The following is a 19,867-nucleotide window of genomic DNA, read 5'->3' on the forward strand; positions in this document are numbered from 1 at the left end:
GCCGGGTGCCTCGAACGTCGAGGCAGCCCGCGGGCCACGGATGGCCCGCACGCGTCCAATCATGTCCGTGATTGGACGGCGGAGCCCAGACCGGCCTGTGGTCGGGCTGTGTTGGGCGAGTCTGGAAAGTGCAGGACTGCACATTCCGGACACCCAGGGAACAGGCTCTGCAACCTCGCATATGCCGCGAGCTACCATCGCAGCATGCACACGCTGCGCTTCGACAACTCTTTCATCCGCGAACTTCCTGGCGACCCTTCCGACGCGCCCGGTCCGCGCGAAGTAACGGGCGCCTGTTACTCGCGAGTCGTGCCCACGCCAGTGGCTGCTCCACGCCTGCTCGCCCATTCGGCCGAGATGGCGGCGACGCTGGGTTTCGACGCAGACGAACTTGCCAGCGACCACCTCGCCCAGGTCTTCGGCGGCAACGCGCTGCTGCCCGGCATGCAGCCCTGGGCGGCGAACTACGGCGGCCACCAGTTCGGCGTGTGGGCGGGCCAGTTGGGCGACGGTCGTGCGATCTCGCTGGGCGAAGCGATCGCATCGAACGGTGAACGCTGGGAACTGCAGCTGAAGGGCGCCGGCCCCACGCCGTACTCGCGCGGCGCCGATGGCCGTGCAGTGTTGCGCTCCTCGATCCGAGAGTTCCTGTGCAGCGAGGCGATGCGTCACCTCGGCATCCCCAGCACGCGTGCGCTGTGCCTGGTCGGCACCGGCGAGGCCGTGGTGCGCGACCTGCTCTACGACGGCCATCCGCGCGCGGAACCGGGCGCCATCGTCTGCCGCGCGGCGGCGTCCTTCATCCGTTTCGGCAGCTTCGAATTGCCCGCGTCGCGCGGCGACACGGCGCTGCTGCGGCAGCTGGCGGACTTCACGATCCGTCGCGATTTTCCCCGGCTCAACGGGCAGGGCGAAACCCTGTACGGCGACTGGTTCGGCGAGGTCTGCGTGCGCACCGCGCGCCTGATGGCCGAGTGGATGCGGGTGGGCTTCGTGCACGGGGTGATGAATACCGACAACATGTCCATCCTCGGCCTCACCCTGGACTACGGCCCCTACGGCTGGATCGACGACTACGATCCGGACTGGACGCCGAACACCACCGACGCGCATCGCCGTCGCTACCGCTACGGCCAGCAACCGGACGTGGCGTGGTGGAATCTGTCGCGCCTCGCCGCGGCATTGGCTCCGCTGTTCGGCGACATCGCGCCGCTGCAGGCCGGGCTGGATCGCTACGCTGCGGTCTATACCGAATCGGATCGTGCCAACACGGCCGCCAAGCTCGGCCTGGCTGCCTGCCGCGACGAGGACGTTGAGCTGATGCAGTCGCTGCAGGCCCTGCTGCACGAGGCCGAGGTGGACATGACGTTGTGGTTCCGCGGCCTGATCGACGTCGATCCGCAGCATCCCGCGCTGGAACCGCTGCACGAGGCGTTCTACGACGAGGCGAAGCGGCGCGCGCACGAACCGGCGTTCGCGGACTGGCTGGCGCGTTACGCGGCGCGCCTTGCCGATGACTCGCTGTCCACCACGGAACGTCGCGCCCGCATGCGCATTGCCAACCCGCGCTACGTGTTGCGCAACTACCTCGCCCAGCAGGCGATCGAACGCGCGGAGCAGGGCGACTGCGATGGCATCCATGAACTGCTGGACGTGCTGCGCCATCCATACGACGAGCAGGCCGGCCGCGAAGCGTATGCGCAGAAGCGCCCCGAGTGGGCGCGACACCAGCCGGGCTGCTCCATGCTGTCTTGCAGCTCCTGAGCCATTGTTGCGCGGCTTTCTTGTGGAGCAGCCTTGGCTGCGAACGGCCACACGCTTCGTTGCGCGCGAGCGTGCTCCCGTAGGTCGCCCTGTCGCAGGTCGGGATTCATCCCGACGCCCCATCGCCCGCAAGCCCGGTCGCGATGAATTCCGACCGGTGGGACCAAGGCTTTATGGGTTGCATGGCTGATGTTGTGGGAGCCGGTCAGCCCGGCGCCTTGCTGGCGCGCACGATCCATACCCACGGGAACATCAGGAAACTGGGGCCGTGGCGACGCGCGTCGGTCAGCCCTTCGGCGCGCAGCGTGCGTGCATAGGCGGCGGTGCAACGGAAATCGAGCAAGGCCACGCGGCCGCCGGGTTTCAGCACGCGGGCGATCTCGCGCACGGCCTGCTCGCGGTCGGTTTGCGTAGGCAGATTGTGGATGGCGAGGCTGGCGACGACGGCATCGAAACTGGCGTCGGCGTAGGGCAGGTGGCGCATGTCGCCGGTATTGATGCGCACGCGGTCCGCGACGTCGGCGAGTTCGGCGTTGCGCCGGGTGGCCGCGGCGGCGTTGCCGCTCTGGTCGCGGGTGCTCCACAGGTCGATGCCGGTGGCGCGGCCTTGGGGCAGGTTGTGGGCGACTTCGAGCAACAGCATGCCGCGGCCGCAGCCCACTTCCAGGGCTTGCTCGTCGCCGCGCAGGTTCAGCGAGGAAACCATCCGGCGCAGCAGCAGGCGCTTGCCGACCCGGCTGCTCAACGTCATCGCGATGGCTTCCAGGCACATTATCAGGCCGGTGAGCGTCATGGCCCCGAGCAGCGAGCGTGCCGCGTCGCTGGACGCCGCCAGCGGAAAACCATGGGTCAACACCATCGCCGCCAGCAACAATGCCGGCCCGCCGACGGCGAAACCCAGCACCAGCGTGGGCGCGTCGATGCCGAACCGCGGTTTGGCGTCGGCGTGGCGGCGTCCGATCTCGTGGGTGTTGCCCTGCATGGCGCGTGCTCCGTGTGCCCGACCCGGCCATCTTCCCGGCGCGCAGGTACGGCGATCCAGTGACAGCTGTCACGCCGATGACATGCGGCGACGTGCGGTTCGCAAGAAGCCGCCCGTCGCGCGAGCGGCGGGCGGCAGGGATTCAAGACATGTTTTCGGGTGTGTCGGTCAGGCGTGCGCGACCGTGCCGTGTGCGTCGTGGCTGTCGTGATGATCACCCAGCGCAAGCACGGTATGGCCGGCGCCGGCGTTGACCGTTTCCGCGGCGGAGATGTAGCCGCCGATCAGCGCGGTGATCAGGCCGAGGTAGCCGCCCAGCATGGTGAAGCCATTCGAACCGCTCCAGTCGGCGATGGCCAGCGCCAGCAGGCTCAGCCACAGACCCAGCATGAACAGGTTGCGCATGGTGCCGGCGCGCATCGAGCCCAGCCAGATCCAGAACGCGAACACCGCCCAGACCAGGAAATACCAGCCCATGTAGCCGCCGGCGTTGTCGCGCATCATGTCGCTGCTGCTGGCGTGGGCGTGCATCGCCCAGGTCCACCAGAACGCGCTGAAGCCGAGGAACGTCAGCATTTCGATCGTGCGCCCGCGGAAGAACTCCATCAGGCCGGCCAGCGCCATCACGGCGCCGCCGAAGGTGAAGGCCAGCAGCATGTCCATGTGCGCCGGCGCGGCACCGAACCAACCGGCATTGAGCATGCTCACCATCCACAGCGTGAGCGCGAAGCCGGCGTAACCCAAAGTCGAAGCATTGGCAGTTTTGTCAGTCATGGCGAACTCCTTTCGTGAGTGAAAGAGAGCAGTCGCCCTGGACTGGAGCCGCGAGCCGCGTCGCTGGATGCGGCTCGCAAACCCTCCATGGTTCGCACGGCATCCCGGATCGGGATGCCTGCAGGCGCCAGGGGGAACGGCTGGCGCCAACGGTGTGTTCCGCAGTTGCCGGCTGCGGATCGCCTGTCGGTAGGCAATTCACTTGGACAATGGAAACGAGAAATGATTCCCGCGATCCCGGGTTTCCGGGCGTGAGATTTAGTCACCTTTCCCGAAGTCGGCCGATCGGCTAGTGATTCAGGCTGGCCGGCGCGCGCCCAGCAGCACCAGCACTTCCTGCGCGCTGCGGATGCGTTCTGCAGCACCGGGTAAGTCGAGCGTGATGCGCAGCTTGTCCTGGCCATCCAGCTTGTACACGCGTGGCAGGCTCTGGATCAGCTTGATGATCGCCAGCGGGTCGACCTCGGGTTTGTCGCGGAACAGGATGCGGCCGCCGTTGGCTCCGAAGTCCAGCTTGCGGATGCCCAGCGGCGTGGCCATCAACTTGAGGCTGGACAGCGCGAACAGGGTCTTCGTGGGCTCGGGCAGCAAGCCGAAGCGGTCGATCATCTCCACCTGCAGGTCGCGCAGATGATCCTCGCTGCGCGCGCTGGCGATGCGCTTGTACAGCGTGAGGCGTGCATGCACGTCGGGCAGGTAATCGTCGGGGATCAGCGCGGGAAGGTGCAATTCCACCTCTGTCTCGTGCTCACTCGACAGATCGAAGTCGGGCACCTTGCCGCTCTTCAGCGCGCGCACGGCGCGATCCAGCAGCTCGGTGTAGAGGCCGAAGCCGATCTCCTGGATCTGGCCGGACTGCTCGTCGCCCAGCAGCTCGCCGGCGCCGCGGATTTCCAGATCGTGGGTGGCGAGGGTGAAGCCGGCGCCGAGTTCCTCCAGCGAGGCCAAGGCTTCCAGCCGCTTCTCCGCGTCGGCGGTGATTGCCTTGCGATCGGGCACGACGAGATACGCGTAGGCGCGATGGTGCGAGCGGCCCACGCGGCCGCGCAGCTGGTGCAGCTGCGCGAGGCCGAAACGATCGGCGCGGTTGATGACGATGGTGTTGGCCGTGGGGATGTCGATGCCGGTTTCGATGATCGTGGTGCACACCAGCACGTTGAAGCGCTGGCGATGGAAATCCGCCATCACGCGCTCCAGCTCGCGCTCGGGCATCTGGCCGTGGGCGATGCCGATGCGCGCTTCGGGGATCAGCTCCTCCAGTTCGCGCGCGCTGCGCTCGATGCTCTCCACCTCGTTGTGCAGGAAATACACCTGGCCGCCGCGCGCCAGCTCGCGCTGGAACGCCTCGCGGATCGTCGCAGGGTCCCACACCGAGATGAAGGTGCGCACGGCCATGCGGTGCGCGGGCGGCGTGGTGATCAGCGAGAGATCGCGCAACCCGCTCATCGCCATGTTCAGCGTGCGCGGGATCGGCGTGGCGGTCATGGTGAGCAGGTCGACTTCCGCGCGCAGCTTCTTCAGCTGCTCCTTCTGGCGCACGCCGAAGCGCTGTTCCTCGTCCACCACCACCAGGCCCAGGTTCTTGAACTTGATGTCCGGTTGCAGCAGCTTGTGCGTGCCCACGATCACGTCGATCTGGCCGTCGGCGAGCCGCTTCAGCGCCTCGCTCACTTCCTTCGTCGACTTGAAGCGCGAGAGCACGTCCACCTTCACCGGCCAGTCGGCGAAGCGGTCGGCGAAGTTGCGGTAGTGCTGCTGGGCGAGCAAGGTGGTCGGCACCAGCACGGCCACCTGCTTGCCCGCAGTGGCGGCGGCGAAGGCGGCGCGCAGGGCGACTTCGGTCTTGCCGAAGCCCACGTCGCCGCAGATCACGCGATCCATCGCGCGCGGCGCGGCGAGATCGCGCAGCACGGCGTCGATGGCTTGTTCCTGGTCGGGCGTTTCCTCGAATGGGAAGCTGGCGCCGAATTCCTCCACCAGCTGGCGATCAATGGAGAGCGACTCGCCGCCGCGCGCCTCGCGCTGGGCATAGATCGCCAGCAGTTCGGCAGCGACGTCGCGCACCTTCTCGGCGGCCTTCCTGCGCGCGCGTTCCCAGGCGTCGCCGCCCAGCGAGTGCAGCGGCGCGAGTTCCGGCGCGGTGCCGGAATAGCGGCTGACCAGGCCAAGCTGCGCCACCGGCACGTAGAGCTTGTCGCCCTTGGCGTACTCGATGACCAGGAACTCGCCCTCCATGCCGCCCAGCTCCATCGACAGCAGGCCCTGGTAGCGGCCCACGCCGTGGTCCACATGCACGATGGGCGAGCCGATCGACAGTTCGGTGAGGTCGCGGATGATCGCATCGGGATCGCGCGCCGCGCCGCGACGCCGGCGCCGTTCGCTGCGCACGCGCTCGCCGAACAGCTCGCGCTCGGTGAGCACGGTGAGCGCGGGGCTGGTCAGCGCAAAGCCCTGCTCCAGCGGAGCGATGGTGATGGCGAAGCGCGCTGCCCTTGCCGTTGCAGGAGCGGCTTCAGCCGCGATTCGTGCTTCATCGGTCGCGGCCGAAGCCGCTCCTGCAGCTGCAGATGCGCCGGTGAGGAAAGCTTGCCAACCCGCCACTGGCGTCGGCTTCAAGCCCGCTCCCGCCAGCATCTCCAGCAGCGCCTCGCGCCGCCCCGCCGAATCGGCGGCGACCAGCACGCGGCCCCGATAGTTTTCGAGGAAATGCCTGAGCGAGGTGCCCGGCTCCTCGCCCTTGCGGTTGAGCGGCAGCTCGGGCGCCGGCTGCGTTCCGGCATCCACCGCGTGTGCATGGCCCGGCTCCACCACTTCCACGCGCAGGCGCTTGTTGAGCTGTTCGCGCAATTGCTCGGGCGACAGGTACAGCTCGGCCGGCGGCAGCACCGGGCGCTCGATGTCGTGGGCGCGCTGGTCGTAGCGTTCGGCGGTCTGCGTCCAGAACGCCTCGCTGGACTCGCCCGCGCCTTCGCCCAGCACGAACAAGGCGTTGTCGGCGAGGTAGTCGAATAACGTGGCGGTTTGTTCGAAGAATAATGGCAGGTAGTACTCGATGCCGCCCGGCGTCACGCCTTCCTTCATGTCCTGGTACAGCGGGCAGCGGCGCACGTCGATGGGGAAGCGCTCCCGCAGCGCATTGCGGAAGCCCTTGGCGGCGTCCTCGGTGAGCGGAAACTCGCGCGCGGGCAGCAGTTCCATCTTCTCCACCGGCTGCTGCGAGCGCTGCGTCTCCGGGTCGAAGCTGCGGATCGAGTCCACCTCGTCGTCGAACAGCTCGATGCGGTAGGGCTGATCCGCACCCATCGGGTAGATGTCGATCAGCGCGCCGCGCACCGCGAAGTCGCCCGGCTCGGCCACCTGCGGCACGTTGCGATAGCCGGTCGCTTCCAGTCGGCGTTGCTCGGTGGCGAGATCGAACTTCTGCCCCTTCGCCACCATCAGCCCCGAGCCGGTGATGTGCGAGCGCGGCGCGATGCGCTGCATCAGCGTGGCCACCGGCACCACCAGCACGCCGCGCTTCACGCCGGGCAGGCGGTACAGCGTGGCGATGCGCTGCGAGACGATTTCCGGATGCGGACTGAACGCGTCGTAGGGCAGGGTTTCCCAGTCGGGGAAATGCAGCACCGGCAGCTCGCCGGCGAACAGGCGCAACTCGTCCTCCAGCGCCGAGGCGCGCTGCGTGTCGCGCGTCACCGCCACCAGCAGGCCATCGTGGGAACGTGCCGCCTCGGCCAGCAGCAGGGCGCGCGCGGAGCCGTGCGGCGGCGTCCAGTAGCGGCGCTGTTTCGGGCTGGAGGGAAGCGGGGGATGCGGGATCGGAGCGGGCATGGACACGTCGGCGCTGGGGGCGCGAGCGTCGAACTGCGCCGGGAAAGCGGCCAAGTGTAGCGCGATGCGCCTTGGTCCCATCCCCGCGATGCCCGTGGGTCGGGATTCGTCCCGACGGGTATGGCGTGGCGTGTCGGGCTGAAGCCCGATCTACAGTTTCAGCGTGATCTGCGCCGTGCCCGGTTCGTCGTGCATCAGGTGCTGGGCGAAGCCCAGCTCCCGGCACAACTCCAGCATCGGCCGGTTCTCCAGCAGCACGTAGCCCCAGATCTCGGCGAGGCCCCGGCGGCGGCAGTCGTCCACCAGCCGCTGCATCAGCAACGCGCCGAGGCCGATGCGGCTCCAGTCGCGCTCGACGATCACCGAGAATTCGGCGCTGTCGGCGGCCTCGTCCACGTAGATGCGACCCACGCCGCGGATCTCGGCGGGACGCACCGCTTCGTCCACCAGCACCAGCGCCGTTTCACGGGCAGGGTCGATGTTGCACAGGCGCTGCGCCATCGGCACGGGCAGCTCGGACATCGCGTGCAGGAAGCGGCGACGGATGTCCTCCGGCGGCAGCCGGGTGAAGCAGCGCCGCAGCGCTGCCACGTCCCCCGGCTCGATGTCGCGCAACCACAGTTCGCGACCGTCGCGCGTGCGCATGCGCTCGCCGTGGGCGGTGTGCACGGCCAAGGTGGGGGCGTAGCGATCACGGCTGCGCGGGGGCAGCGGCGGATGCGGGATGGTCAAGCGCAGGGTGGCGGAGATCATTTCAATACTTCTGCGTATTGTGTGCATTGCAGCATGAGACGAACCCTGTCTGGATGCAAGCCTTTGCGCCGCTTTGCCGCAGTCGCGCAAACCTGCTGTTCAGCCCGGATCGACCTTGGCCGGCCGTCGTGGCCGCTTCGGACCGGGCGCGGAATGCCGACCCTGCGTCGCGTCGATCGCGTCGATCCAACCCGCGCGCGCGGCGGGAAAGGCATCGGCGTAAGGCACGTAGGGCTTGATGTCCAGGATCGGCGTGCCGTCCAGCAGATCCACCCCGCGCACACGCAATGCGCGTTCCTCCACTGCGACTAGTTCCACGGCGGACAGCCCGATCGCATTGGGCCGGTGCGGCGAACGCGTGGCCAGCACGCCGCGCTTGCCGCCGCCGCGCGGCGGCCGCACCAGCGGCTTCCAGCCCTCGCTGCGATGGAACACGAACAGCAGCCAGATCCGCTCGAAACCCGCGAGGTCGGCAAACGCCTCGGCCGGCAAACCCTCCACGAACTCGATGCGCGCCTCAGCCTCGGCACCACTCTCGGTGCCCGTCACCACGGTGGACTGATGCGGCGCGTCGATGCGCCGCGCATAGGGCGAGCGCACATGGGCGATGGGGTGGGCAGTGAAAGGCGCGGCTGTGTGCGACATCGGCGAGGCCGGATATTCGAGCCAGGACGGGGGATGGCCGTCATTGTAGTGGGCACGATGGTTGCCGGGTTCCGGCGGCTGGCCACTCGATGCACGCCGGGCTGGTAGTCGGGAGCGGGCGCGTCGCCGGCGCCTGTCACGGACGGCTGTCTGGCTTGGCCTGCTTCGCGCGCGTGCGCCGCGGAGTTGCCGTCGAGGCTGCAGTCTTGCCGCCTGACTTGCCTGGCTCCATCACCACCGTTTCCGGTATGTGCTGCTTGCCCCAGCGTACAAACGCGAGCAGCACGTCGCCCAGGGCCTTGCCCTTGGGGGTAAGCGTGTAGGCGTAGCGCACCGGGCGCTCCTGGTAGGGCGTGCCGACGATGATTCCGGCAGTTTCCAGACGCTTGAGGCGCTCCGCGAGGATGTTGGTCGGAATATGTTCCGGCGAGTTCGCGAGCTCGCCGTACGTGCTCTTGCCGTACAGCAGGTCGCGCACCACGAGCAGTGACCATTTGTCGCCCACGACGTCGAGTGAGTTGGCGACCGCGCAGGCCGAACGCGCAAAAGGCTTGGTGGTGCTCATTTCAACCCGTACTCCGTTGCCGCATGACTAGTGACTTGCATTATGCAAGCAATGGCGCTAGCGTCGCCACACACTTGCAAAATGCAAGTCTATAGAGGAGGTCACCATGTCTGCCACAGTTCTTCCGCGTCCGGCCGAGTCGCAGCCCACGGGGGCCGGCGGTATTCGTCCGGGCATCATCCTGGTTCTGACCGCATGGCTCGTGCTCGTCGTGTCGCTCGGTGCATCCGGCGCCTTCGTCGGGCGCCCCGGGCAGCCGCCTGTTGCGGTTGCCATCGGATTCGCGTCGCCCCTGTTGCTGTTTTTTGCGTGGCTGCGGCTCTCGTCGTCGTTCCGCGATTTCGTACTCTCGCTCGATCTGCGTCTGATCGCGGGCATGCAGGCGTGGCGTTGGGGGGGGCTGGGTTTCCTGTCCCTGTATGCGCACAACGTGCTGCCGGCCATGTTCGCCCTGCCGGCAGGCCTCGGCGACATGGCCGTCGGTTTCGCGGCCCCGTGGATGATCCTCGCCCTCGTGCGTCGTCCCGATTTCGCCGCCAGCCCTGCATTCGTCCGCTGGAATGTGCTGGGCATGCTCGATCTCGCCCTGGCCATTGCCCTTGGAACCTTGAGCGCCACGCTGTCCACGGGCGCTGCCGGGGAGATCACGACCGCGCCGATGGCCACGCTGCCGCTGCTGTTGATCCCGGTATTTCTCGTGCCGCTGTTCCTCATGTTGCACGTTGCCGCACTCATGCAGAGTCGGCGAATCGTGCGCAGCCGAGGAGCGTAGAAGCCGTGGAGGACAGTGCGCTGTCGCCAATGGCGGCAGCGCGCCGAGTCACTCGTGCCAGTGTTGCCTCGTCGCAGCACGCGTGTGCAGTGAGTACGACGAGACCGATGCGGGACACATCAGGCACTGCCCACTGACGTGCCGACCCGATCCGTGATTTCGTTGACGTGTGGTGGTTGCCGCACGGAAGGGTTGCGAAGTGGTGTCGCCGTGACACGAGGCTTTGCTGCAACACTACCGGGATCGCCTGTCGCGAACCCGGTGGTCATTTCGTCACCGTCGCGCAGTTTGGGTGCCGAGCCGAGGCTCAGCGGATGCCCACGCCCAGCCCCACGCCGAAATTGATGTTCGGATGTCCGCTGCGCATCTCCTCGGCGGTCCACACGTGCGACTGTGCGGTCTGCACCAGCGGGAACACGTAGTCGGCCTCGCCGACCTTGCCGGCGCGGCTGCCGGCGAGCCGGCCGTCGACGGTGATCGGTGCACCGTTGGGGTAGTTCATCGGTTCGGCGTAGCCGGGTAGCAGGGCAATGAAGCGGCCGTTGCCGCCGGCGCCGAATTTCGGCCGCTGCGAGGAATCCAGCGGGTAGGCGAGGATCTCGATCTCGCTGTGGTCGGGCAGGTTGTTCACGGCCACCACGCGGCCGCCCCAGATCACCTGGCCGCGGGCGTACTGCTCGGGCGTCTGTGCCACTTGCGTTGGGGTGGCGGCGAGGGTGCCGGGCGCAGTCTTGTAGATCGGCGCAGGGGCGCAGGCGGCGAGGCCGAGCAGCAAAGCGGGCAGAATGATGCGTGTGGCGGTGGCGGCGTGGCGCATGGCGGACTCCGGGGCGAAGGGCCGAGGTTTTGTCGGAGGCTACCTCAATTCCGTTCGCTCTGAGCGTAGCGCCGCAGGCGCGACGCGGGGAGTGGAAATGGATGTCCGCGCTTTGGGGAGCTAGGAAGTCGAAGGAGGCGTTGCTGCCGGGCTGGTGTGTTTCGACTTCGCGGAACTCCGTTCCGCTACGCTCAATACGAACCGGGTTTGCGCACAACACGAGCGGGCATCGTCGATGCCGTGCGTCAGCGGCGGCGCGGCGTGGGCGATAGCCGCGTGGGCCTGCCGGGTTTCGCGGGCGTGGCGGCGGATTCGGCCACCAACCAGTCCAGTTTCCACTCGGCGGGGCGTTCCTGTGCGAGCAGGCGGGCCAGCGCGCGCAGCGGTTCGCGCAGGGTTTCGTCGAGTTGCCAGGGCGCGTTGACGATGACCATGCCGGAGCCGTTCAGGCGCAGCGGCGAGTCGTCGCCGTGCACCAGCAGTTCCGCGCGCAGCACGCGCTTGGCGCCGCAGTGGCCGAGCCAGCGCAGGAAGGGTTGCACCTGGCTGCGCCGCTTGATCGGATACCAGATCGCATAGATGCCGGTGGGCCAGCGCACCAGCGCTTCCTTGAGGGCTTGCTCGATCAGCCGGTATTCGGCCTCCTGCGCCTCGTAGGGCGGGTCGATCAGCACCAGGCCGCGCTTCTCCTGCGGCGGCAGCAGCGCCTTCAGTGCCTCGTAGCCGTTGCGTTCGTGCACGTGCATGCGCGCGTCGCGGTGGAACAGCTCGCGCAGCCGCGCGGCTTCCTCCGGATGCAGTTCGCACAGCTGCGCGCTGTCGATGTCGCGCATGGCGAGCGCGGCCTGCAGCGGCGAACCGGGGTAGACCTTGAGGGTCTCCTCGTTGCCGGGCACGGCGAGGATGCCCTCCAGCCAGCGACGCAGCAGGTGCGGCAGCGCGGCGGCGGTGCGGGTGTCGGCATACAGGTCGGGATAGAGCAGGCGGGCGATGCCGTCCTTGTACTCGCCGGTCTTGCCGGCCTCGGCGCCGTCCAGCGCGTAGCAGCCGCTGCCGGCGTGGGTGTCGACCACGCAGAACGGCGCGGGCTTGAGCTTGAGCGCATCGATCAGCGCCAGCAGCACGGCGTGCTTGAGGACGTCGGCGAAATTGCCCGCGTGGTAGGCATGGCGGTAGTTCATGGCGCGAGTATAGAGGCCGCGCCACGGAAACCTCCGGCAGCCGTGTCGGAGCCTGCTCCAGAGTTGAGGTGCCGGCAGGCAGTCGATAGGCTCGCGGCATGCCGTTTTCGCTGTGCCAGCTTGCCCGTTCACGCCGTCTGCGAGTGATGGCTGCGCTGGCGTGGCTGCTGCTGGTGGTCAACGCCGCGATGCCGATGGCGACGGCGGCAGGCTCGTCCGTCCATGTCGCGCATGCGCTGGTCGGCACGCACACCGGGAAGGCGCCGATGCCTCACACCGCGTGTGACGATGGTCATGCCGGTTGTTGCGGCGGTCAGCTCTCCCCGGGTTGCCATTGCGCGGCGATGAGCGGCGGCCTGTTGCTGCCGGTGTTCGCCGCCATGCCGGGCGCGATGGCGATGGCCGTCGTGCCTGAGCGTCCGCTGCCGCGACACGCACCGTCGCCGACGGCCTCGCCGCCGCTGCGACCACCGGCGACCTGACTCTCCCGACTTGTGCTGCGCGCGCCTGCCGCTCTGCCGGTGCGCGCGAACCATGCCGCGCTCGGCATGGCCCCGCGCAATGCCGATGTATTCCGAGGGATTCCATGAAACCGTTTGTTCCCACCGCGACCGATCTGTCGCGCCGTCGTTTCGTTCAGGGCATCGTGCTGGGGGGCGCGGTTGCCGGCCTTGGCCTGCTGCGTTCGTCGAACGCCTGGGCGTCGGGCAGCCCGGGCCAGCTGCGCGTGTTGAGCGGCACCGACTTTGCGCTCGACATCGACGAGACCCCGGTGAACTACACCGGCCGGCCGCGCCTTGCCACCACCGTCAATGGCAGTGTTCCCGGTCCGATCCTGCGCTGGAAGCAAGGCACCACGGTCACCCTGCGCGTCACCAATCGGTTGCGCGTGCCCACGTCGATCCACTGGCACGGCATCATCCTGCCGTTCCAGGAGGATGGCGTGCCCGGCATCAGCTTCCCTGGCATCGCACCGGGCGAAACCTTCACTTACCGTTTCCCGGTGCGTCAGAGCGGTACTTACTGGTACCACTCGCATTCGGGTTGGCAGGAGCAGACCGGGCTGTACGGCCCGCTGGTGATCGAGCCGGCCGGCCCGGGGCGGCACCCGACCGCGCGGGATTACGTGGTGATGCTCAACGACTGGAGCGACCAGAACCCCGGGCACATCTACGCCACGCTGAAACGGCAGAGCGATTACTACAACTACGCGCAGCTCACCGCACCCGAATTCTTCCGCGACGTGCGCGAGCAGGGGCTGCGACGCGCGCTGGCCGAGCGCAGGATGTGGAACGAGATGCGCATGAATCCCGGCGATCTCAGCGACGTTTCCGGTGACGCCTACACGTATCTGATGAACGGCGCCGTCCCGGCCGGCAACTGGACCGGCCTGTTCAAGCCTGGCGAGAAGCTCCGGCTGCGCTTCATCAACGGGTCGTCGATGACGATCTTCGACGTGCGCATTCCGGGCCTGAAGATGACCGTGGTCAGCGCCGATGGCCAGGATGTCGAACCGGTGCCGGTGGATGAATTCCGCATCGCGGTGGCGGAGACCTACGACGTGATCGTCGAGCCGCAGGAGGATCGGGCGTTCGCGATCTTCGCCCAGGCTATCGACCGCACGGGTTATGCGTGCGGCACGCTGGCGCCACGGCCCGGCATGCAGGCAGCGGTGCCGGCGATGGATCCGCGCATGCCGCTGGCGATGGTGGACATGATGGGCGCGATGGGATCTTCTCCCTTCTCCCTTGGGGAGAGGGTACGGGCGAAGCGTGGCGTCGCCGATTCCTCCGAACCCTCACCCCCAACCCCTCTTCCTCGCTCCTCAAAGCAGGGGCATCCTGCCCCTTCCCCGCGTCCGGAGGGAGAGGGGAGCATGGTGCATCACGCCCGCACCGAATACCGCAACCCCGGCGTGGACATGCACGTGGACATGCCGCGCACCAACCTCGACGACCCCGGCACCGGCCTGCGCGACAACGGTCGCCGCGTGCTCACCTATGCCGACCTGCACACGATCGGCGGTTCCATCGACCCGCGCGAACCGGGCCGCGAGATCGAGCTGCACCTCACCGGCAACATGGAGCGCTACATGTGGTCGTTCGACGGCGTGAAGTACTCCGACGCCAAGCCGGTCCACTTCCGCAGCGGCGAGCGGTTGCGCATCGTGCTGGTCAACGACACCATGATGAACCACCCGATCCACCTGCACGGCATGTGGAGCGAACTGGAGAACCCGGGCGGCCAGTTCCAGGTGCGCAAGCACACCATCAACGTGCAGCCCGCGCAGCGCATCGCCTACGGCGTGAGCGCGGACAATCTCGGGCGCTGGGCCTACCACTGCCACATGCTCTACCACATGGAGGCGGGGATGATGCGCGAGGTGGTGGTGTCATGACGACGAATCGCCGCCGCACTTCACGCGCCGGGTGTCGCCCGGTGTGGTTGACGGCCTTGCTGCTGGCCTTGCCCCCGACCGCTCCGGCGCAAACGGCTCCCGCGTCGTCGAGCAGCACCTCGACGGTGGACGTGGGCGCCATGCCCGGCGTGGATCACGGCAGCATGCCCGGCATGGCGATGTCGGCCACGACGCCGAAGCCGGTGAAGACACCCGGCAAGCAAGCCGGCAAGAAATCTTCGACGGCAAAACCGGCGGCACCCAGCCATGACATGGGTGCCTTGCCCGGCATGGAGCACGGTGCGATGTCGGGCCTGACGCCGGCGCCCACCGCGGCAGGCGACACATCAGGCAGCATGCAAGGCATGGATCATTCGGCCATGCCCGGGATGCAGCACGATGAAGCGGCCCACGCCATGCATGGCGGCATGCCGGGGATGCAGTCGACGCCCGGCATGACGATGGGTCCGATGCAAGGCGGCCGCGCGCCGCCGGATGCGCGCAGCCCGGACTACTCCGATGGCGTGGGCTACGGCGGCATGGCGGCCATGGAACGGCATGACGCCAAGCCGCTGGGCATGTTGCTGATCGACCAGCTGGAGGCCTTCCACGGTCGCGACGCGAACGGCCAGAGTTGGGAAGCCCAGGGCTGGTACGGCAGCGACACCAACAAGCTGTGGGTTCGCACGGAAGGCGAGCGCGGCGGCGGCAGGCTGGAGGACGGCGATGTGGAGGCGTTCTGGAGTCACGCGGTCGCCGCGTTCTGGGACAGCCAGCTCGGCGTGCGCCAGGACTTCGGCGCAGGCCCGAGGCGGACGTGGGCCGCGTTCGGCGTGCAAGGCCTGGCGCCGTACTGGTTCGAGCTGGAAGCCACCGGCTATGTCGGCGCCAACAGCCGCACCGCCGCGCGCCTGCGGGCCGATTACGAACTGCTGTTCACCCAGCGGCTGATCCTGCAACCCGAGGCCGAGGTCAACCTGTATGGCAAGGACGATCCGCAGCGCCGCATCGGCAGCGGCGTGTCCGACGTGCAGTTCGGGCTGCGCCTGCGCTACGAGTTCCACCGCCAGTTCGCACCCTACATCGGCGTGAACTGGATCCGCCGCATCGGCACCACGGCCGACTACGCGCGGCAGGATCACCAACCCGTACTCGACCGGCAGCTCGTGGCCGGCGTCCGCATCTGGTTCTGAAGGGGATTGCCCATGAAAAAGCACGCTGCACACCTCATCACGGTCGCCGTCACGCTGGGCGTATTGGTCGTCGGCGCCGCTGCGTTCGCCTGGTCCGGCCTTTACAACATCGGCGCGGACGATCACCACACCAGACCGGTGTTCGCGGTCCTGCAAACCTTGCGCGACCGTTCGATCCACCTGCGCTCGGAGGATCTGACCGTGCCGAATCTCGACGATCCGCAGTTGATCCTGAAAGGCGCCGGCCAGTACGCGGCGATGTGCACCGGCTGCCACCTTTCGCCGGGCGTCGACGACACCGAGCTGCGGGCCGGCATGTACCCGCAGCCGCCCAATCTCTCCAGGGTGCACGTCGATCCGAAGGAGGCGTTCTGGGTCATCAAGCACGGCATCAAGATGAGCGCGATGCCCGCCTGGGGTATGGCCGGCCACGACGATTCCACCATCTGGAGCATGGTGGCCTTCCTCCAGAAGCTGCCCGGCATGTCGCCTGCCGAATACAAGGCCATCGTGGCGAAGGCGCCGCCTGACGAGGACATGGACGATGACCACGGCGCCACGCATGCGCACGATGCGACGCACATGCGGGGGATGGACATGTCCGGCCATCATCCCGAGCCAGCCACTGCTGGCGATGCCGGACATTCGCAACATGAGCCTTGAGCCGATCCTGCAGAGCACGCTGACCTGTCCGCATTGCGGTCATCGGTCGGTTGAAACGATGCCGACCGATGCCTGCATCTACTTCCACGAGTGCGCCGGCTGCGGCGTACTGCTGCGGCCCAGGGCGGGCGACTGCTGCGTGTTCTGCTCCCAAGGCAGCGTGCCGTGCCCGCCTGTGCAGTTGCAGAAGTCCTGCTGCGGTTAGCGCGCGGACAGCTCGGCGCCAGAGCTGCGGCAAGTGTCACTTCGATGGTGGCATGGACGAGTTCCTCGCGGATCGCCAGTAGCCGGGTGATGCTGCAGGTGCTGGAAGGGCATCGGCGCGAACATGTCGCGCCGGTGCCCCGGCGTCAGTCGACCATGTTGTGACTCTCGGTCGTGCCGAGCAGCTCGGTCTGCCGCGGCCCGCGCCGCACGCGATGCAGCAGCGGATGCGTGAACACCGCGGCCAGGATCACCGCCACGCCGGCGTAGAACCAGCCGTCCAGCTGGCGCTGCTCGCCGAGCAGCAGCATCGCCAGCACGATCGCGTAGACCGGTTCCAGGTTGGTCACCATCTGGGTACCGAACGCGCTCATGTGGCGCAGCGCCACCAGTGCCAGTGTGAACGGCAACAAGGTGCAGCCGAAGGCCAGTGCCAGCAGCAGCACGCTGTCGTGCGCGTCCGGCGGCAAGAAGGCCGACCCCGTATGCGGCAGCAGCGGCGCCAGCAAGGTGAGGAAGATGGTGCCGGTGCCCAGCTCGATGCAGGTGACGGTGAGCGGGTCGCCGTGTTCCACCAGGCGCTTGTTGAGCGAGCCGAACAGCGCCACGAACAGCGCGGACAGCACGCCCACCGCGATGCCGAGGCGCATGTCCGTCGGCACGCCGCCCACCACCATCGCCACGCCCGGCACCACCGCCACGCCGATCAGCAGCTCGCGCGGGTCGAAGCGGCGCTTCGCGATCCACGGCTCGACGAAGGCCAGGAACACCGGCCCCAGCGCGATGCAGGTCGCGCCCACCGATGCGTTGGCGAGCTTGATCGCGGCGTAGAACGTGAGCCAGTGCAGCGACACCAGCACGCCGATGCCGGCGTAGGCCCAGCGCAGCCGTGCCGGCATCGCGTGCAGCCCGCGCCATACCCGCGGCATCAGCAGCAGCGCCAGCGTCACCAGCAGCATGCGCCACCACACCAGCGGCAGCGCGGGCAGGGAGATCAGCTTGCCGAGGATCGCGGTGAAGCCCCACAGCAGGACGCAGAAGTGGATCTGCAGGCGGGCGCGGTGGGTGGCTTGCATGGGGCGGCGCCGAAGGGGGACGCAGCATTCTACGTCGTGCCCGTGAAGAGTGCGGCCAGGGATGGCCACCCATTTGACTTGCGCGATCAGGACGATCGCAAAAAACTCAGCGCCGGGCCGGCGCGCGCATCTGCTGCAGCACCGTGGTGCAGGTGTTGGCATCGCCGGTGTCGTGGCTGGGCGCGACCAGCGCCAGCAGCGCAGCCGCGGGTGCGGCGACCACGCCCAGCGCAACTGCACCGCTGGCACGCAGCAGCAGCGGGCCCTTCTGCACGCCGACGTCGGGGTTCTTCAACGTGCCCCTGACGTACAGTGGTGAGCGCAGCGAGAAGATGCGCAGGCCCTTGGTATGCGGGGTCACGTCCAGATCCAGCTTTTCGTCGGCGAAATTCACCGTGCCATCGACATCGATCAATGCGTCCTGGGTGTCGAACACGAACAGCCGGGTACGGAACAAGCCCTCCTGGGCGGCAAGGTCGGCGGCGGCGCAGTTGATCTTCACCGTGCGGTCCCCGAACAGCTTGCCCAGCACGATGTTGCCCACGTTGAGGCCGGCGGTCTCCAGCAGGTTGCGGCTGATCGCGCCGTCGTTCATCAGCAGTTTCAGCTCGCCGCTGCTGCTGCCGAGCAGGGCGGCGACGGAGTTGCCGCGCGCGTCCAGCACCGCGTCGCCGTTGATCTCGCCGAGGCTGGTGTGCATCGGCGCGAAGTCCGGGAACAGCTGCTTGAGTTTCAGGTGGCGCATGCGCAGCTGCAGCGTCCCGTGCATCGGCACGGACTTGCCGTCGAGGTGCAAGGCACCGTCCACATGGCCGCCGGCGATGTCGAAGCGCAGCGGGTCCAGCGCCAGCGTGCCGTCGTTCATCGCCAGGTGGGTGGACAGCGCTTCGAGCGGCAGCGACGGGCCGTGCTCGATGCGCGCGGCGGCGAACGTCACGTCGGCATCCATCGCCTGCCAGCGGTCGGTGCGGAAGGCCTGCGTGGGCAGCACGCGATTCGCGGCGGCGGGTGCCGGCGTGGTGGTGCTGGAACCGCCGCCGCCGATCAACGGCGCGAGGTCGGCAAAGCGCAACCGGGTGGCCTGCAGCTTGCCGCTGAGTTTCGGACGCGCGCCGCCGGTGACGTAGTCGAGGTCGCCGGCGAGGTCGCTGCCGCCCACGCGGCCACGGAAATCGTGGTAGCCGAAACGGCTGCCGTGGCGGCCCAGCGTGGCGGTGAGCCGGCCGCGGGTGGCGTAGGGCGGGGTGTCGGGCAGCGCCACGCCGAGGATGGGGTAAAGCTTCGCCATGCTGGAACCGGCCAGCCACAGGCGCAGGTCCAGCGCGCCCAGCTGCAGCGGGTCGGTCAGCGTGCCGACCAGGCCGATGTGGGTGTCGCCGATGCGCAGCCGCGCCTGCACCGGGAACGGCTGGTCGGCCTGCTGCAGGGCCAGCACGGCGCCGGTCTTGCCGCTGCCTTCCAGCGGCGCGCCCTGGAAGCTGCCGTGCGCGGTCCAGGCGAACTGGTAGGCGGCCTGTCGCGCGGCTGCGCCGCCGGGCTCGTTGCCCGCCGTGTCGCCGCCCAGCGACTTGCCCGCGCCGCGGCCGGCGCTGCGTTCGGCCTGCGTGCGCGCATCGGCGCTGGCCTGCGCCACGATCTGGTCATAGGGAATCGCCTGCTTCAGCGGCTCGACGCGGGCGTCGATTTGCACGCGGCCGGAGGCATCGTCCAGCGTGATCCCGCCGGCGTCGAAGCCGATCGCGCCGAGATCCACCGTCCACGCGGAAGGCGTGTCGTCCTGCGGCAGCGCGAACGTCCAGTTGGCGCGGCCCTGCGCATCGCGCTCCAGGTCCACGCGCGGATTCACCAGCTGCAGCACGGGAATGCGCACGCGATGCCGGAGCAGATCCAGCGGCGCCAGGCGGAAGCGCAGCGCATCCAGATGCGCGAATTGCGGCTGCTTCGCCCATGCGGGGTTCGCGACCGCAATGTCCTGCGCCACGACCTGCGGCCACGGCACCCAGGCGGCCAGGCCGTGCGATTGCGGGTCGCGCTGCCATGTCACGGCGAGGTTGCCGTTGATCGCGAACGGTCGGCCGATCGCCGCGCTGGCATGCGCATCGATGGTCGGTTTCAGCTTGTTCCAGTCGTACAGGGACAGTGTCACCACCAGCGCCGTGACCAGCACGATGACCAGCGTCACCGGTACGCCGATGATCCATGCCAGCAGCTTGTGCCTGCGCCTCATGCCCGTCTCCCGCGGCCAACGTGCG

At 68.2% G+C, this 19,867-nt stretch carries 17 protein-coding genes; 7 read left to right on the top strand and 10 right to left on the bottom strand.

The features are described from left to right. The first annotated feature begins 204 nt into the window (after positions 1 to 204). Positions 205 to 1,764, top strand: a complete 1,560-nt coding sequence (locus B0E52_RS10785; RefSeq protein ID WP_077483839.1) for a YdiU family protein — start codon at positions 205 to 207, stop codon at positions 1,762 to 1,764. 205 nt (positions 1,765 to 1,969) lie between these two features. Here the strand turns inward: B0E52_RS10785 and B0E52_RS10790 are convergent, their stop codons facing one another. From B0E52_RS10790 to B0E52_RS10815, 6 genes are all read right to left on the bottom strand, one after another. Further along, on the bottom strand, positions 1,970 to 2,746 hold the full coding sequence (locus B0E52_RS10790) for a class I SAM-dependent methyltransferase (RefSeq protein ID WP_077483840.1): 777 nt from the start codon (positions 2,744 to 2,746) through the stop codon (positions 1,970 to 1,972). A 168-nt stretch (positions 2,747 to 2,914) separates the two neighbouring features. Further along, on the bottom strand, positions 2,915 to 3,520 hold the full coding sequence (locus B0E52_RS10795; protein WP_077483841.1) for a GPR1/FUN34/YaaH family transporter: 606 nt from the start codon (positions 3,518 to 3,520) through the stop codon (positions 2,915 to 2,917). 297 nt (positions 3,521 to 3,817) lie between these two features. Next, positions 3,818 to 7,348: a transcription-repair coupling factor gene (mfd, locus tag B0E52_RS10800; RefSeq protein ID WP_077483919.1), complete on the bottom strand. Its 3,531-nt coding sequence runs from the start codon at positions 7,346 to 7,348 to the stop codon at positions 3,818 to 3,820. 150 nt (positions 7,349 to 7,498) lie between these two features. Further along, positions 7,499 to 8,101, bottom strand: a complete 603-nt coding sequence (locus B0E52_RS10805) for a GNAT family N-acetyltransferase (RefSeq protein ID WP_077483842.1) — start codon at positions 8,099 to 8,101, stop codon at positions 7,499 to 7,501. Between the two features lie 99 nt (positions 8,102 to 8,200). After that, the gene (tsaA, locus tag B0E52_RS10810) at positions 8,201 to 8,746 is read right to left on the bottom strand and encodes a tRNA (N6-threonylcarbamoyladenosine(37)-N6)-methyltransferase TrmO (protein ID WP_077483843.1); all 546 of its coding nucleotides are present in this window, start codon (positions 8,744 to 8,746) and stop codon (positions 8,201 to 8,203) included. Between the two features lie 136 nt (positions 8,747 to 8,882). Next, on the bottom strand, positions 8,883 to 9,311 hold the full coding sequence (locus B0E52_RS10815) for a helix-turn-helix domain-containing protein (protein WP_077483844.1): 429 nt from the start codon (positions 9,309 to 9,311) through the stop codon (positions 8,883 to 8,885). Between the two features lie 106 nt (positions 9,312 to 9,417). Here B0E52_RS10815 and B0E52_RS10820 point away from each other — a divergent pair, with 106 nt between their 5' ends. Continuing rightward, complete coding sequence (locus B0E52_RS10820) at positions 9,418 to 10,083, top strand: hypothetical protein (RefSeq protein WP_217316679.1); 666 nt, start codon at positions 9,418 to 9,420, stop codon at positions 10,081 to 10,083. A gap of 307 nt (positions 10,084 to 10,390) precedes the next feature. On the opposite strand, the gene B0E52_RS10825 is transcribed toward B0E52_RS10820, so the two are convergent. Both B0E52_RS10825 and rlmJ read right to left on the bottom strand, forming a co-directional pair. After that, on the bottom strand, positions 10,391 to 10,900 hold the full coding sequence (locus B0E52_RS10825; RefSeq protein ID WP_077483845.1) for a Slp family lipoprotein: 510 nt from the start codon (positions 10,898 to 10,900) through the stop codon (positions 10,391 to 10,393). A gap of 245 nt (positions 10,901 to 11,145) precedes the next feature. Continuing rightward, positions 11,146 to 12,081: a 23S rRNA (adenine(2030)-N(6))-methyltransferase RlmJ gene (gene rlmJ / locus B0E52_RS10830; RefSeq protein WP_077483846.1), complete on the bottom strand. Its 936-nt coding sequence runs from the start codon at positions 12,079 to 12,081 to the stop codon at positions 11,146 to 11,148. 98 nt (positions 12,082 to 12,179) lie between these two features. On the opposite strand from rlmJ, the gene B0E52_RS10835 reads away from it, so the two are divergent. The 5 genes from B0E52_RS10835 (at position 12,180) to B0E52_RS18705 (ending at position 16,540) form a co-directional block, all read left to right on the top strand. Continuing rightward, positions 12,180 to 12,563 carry a hypothetical protein gene (locus B0E52_RS10835; RefSeq protein WP_139351645.1) on the top strand — a complete coding sequence of 128 codons (384 nt, stop codon included), beginning with the start codon at positions 12,180 to 12,182 and terminating at the stop codon, positions 12,561 to 12,563. Between the two features lie 104 nt (positions 12,564 to 12,667). Beyond that, positions 12,668 to 14,479, top strand: a complete 1,812-nt coding sequence (locus B0E52_RS10840) for a copper resistance system multicopper oxidase (RefSeq protein ID WP_077483848.1) — start codon at positions 12,668 to 12,670, stop codon at positions 14,477 to 14,479. Continuing rightward, positions 14,476 to 15,672: a copper resistance protein B gene (locus B0E52_RS18600; RefSeq protein ID WP_174575558.1), complete on the top strand. Its 1,197-nt coding sequence runs from the start codon at positions 14,476 to 14,478 to the stop codon at positions 15,670 to 15,672. The genes B0E52_RS10840 and B0E52_RS18600 overlap by 4 nt, the downstream gene beginning before the upstream one ends. 63 nt (positions 15,673 to 15,735) lie before the next feature. Next, positions 15,736 to 16,335, top strand: a complete 600-nt coding sequence (locus B0E52_RS10855) for a cytochrome c (RefSeq protein ID WP_343124501.1) — start codon at positions 15,736 to 15,738, stop codon at positions 16,333 to 16,335. Next, the gene (locus B0E52_RS18705) at positions 16,325 to 16,540 is read left to right on the top strand and encodes a GDCCVxC domain-containing (seleno)protein (RefSeq protein WP_077483851.1); all 216 of its coding nucleotides are present in this window, start codon (positions 16,325 to 16,327) and stop codon (positions 16,538 to 16,540) included. Before B0E52_RS10855 ends, B0E52_RS18705 begins: the two co-directional genes overlap by 11 nt. Positions 16,541 to 16,685: 145 nt before the next feature. Here the strand turns inward: B0E52_RS18705 and B0E52_RS10865 are convergent, their stop codons facing one another. Together B0E52_RS10865 and B0E52_RS10870 are read right to left on the bottom strand one after the other, a co-directional pair. Next, complete coding sequence (locus tag B0E52_RS10865) at positions 16,686 to 17,615, bottom strand: DMT family transporter (protein ID WP_077483852.1); 930 nt, start codon at positions 17,613 to 17,615, stop codon at positions 16,686 to 16,688. A gap of 106 nt (positions 17,616 to 17,721) precedes the next feature. Continuing rightward, positions 17,722 to 19,842, bottom strand: coding sequence for an AsmA family protein (locus B0E52_RS10870; protein WP_077483853.1), 2,121 nt, complete (start codon positions 19,840 to 19,842; stop codon positions 17,722 to 17,724). Positions 19,843 to 19,867: the final 25 nt, after the last annotated feature.

Origin of the sequence: Rhodanobacter sp. C06, assembly GCF_002001105.1 — a bacterium.
Classification (GTDB): Bacteria; Pseudomonadota; Gammaproteobacteria; order Xanthomonadales; family Rhodanobacteraceae; genus Rhodanobacter_A.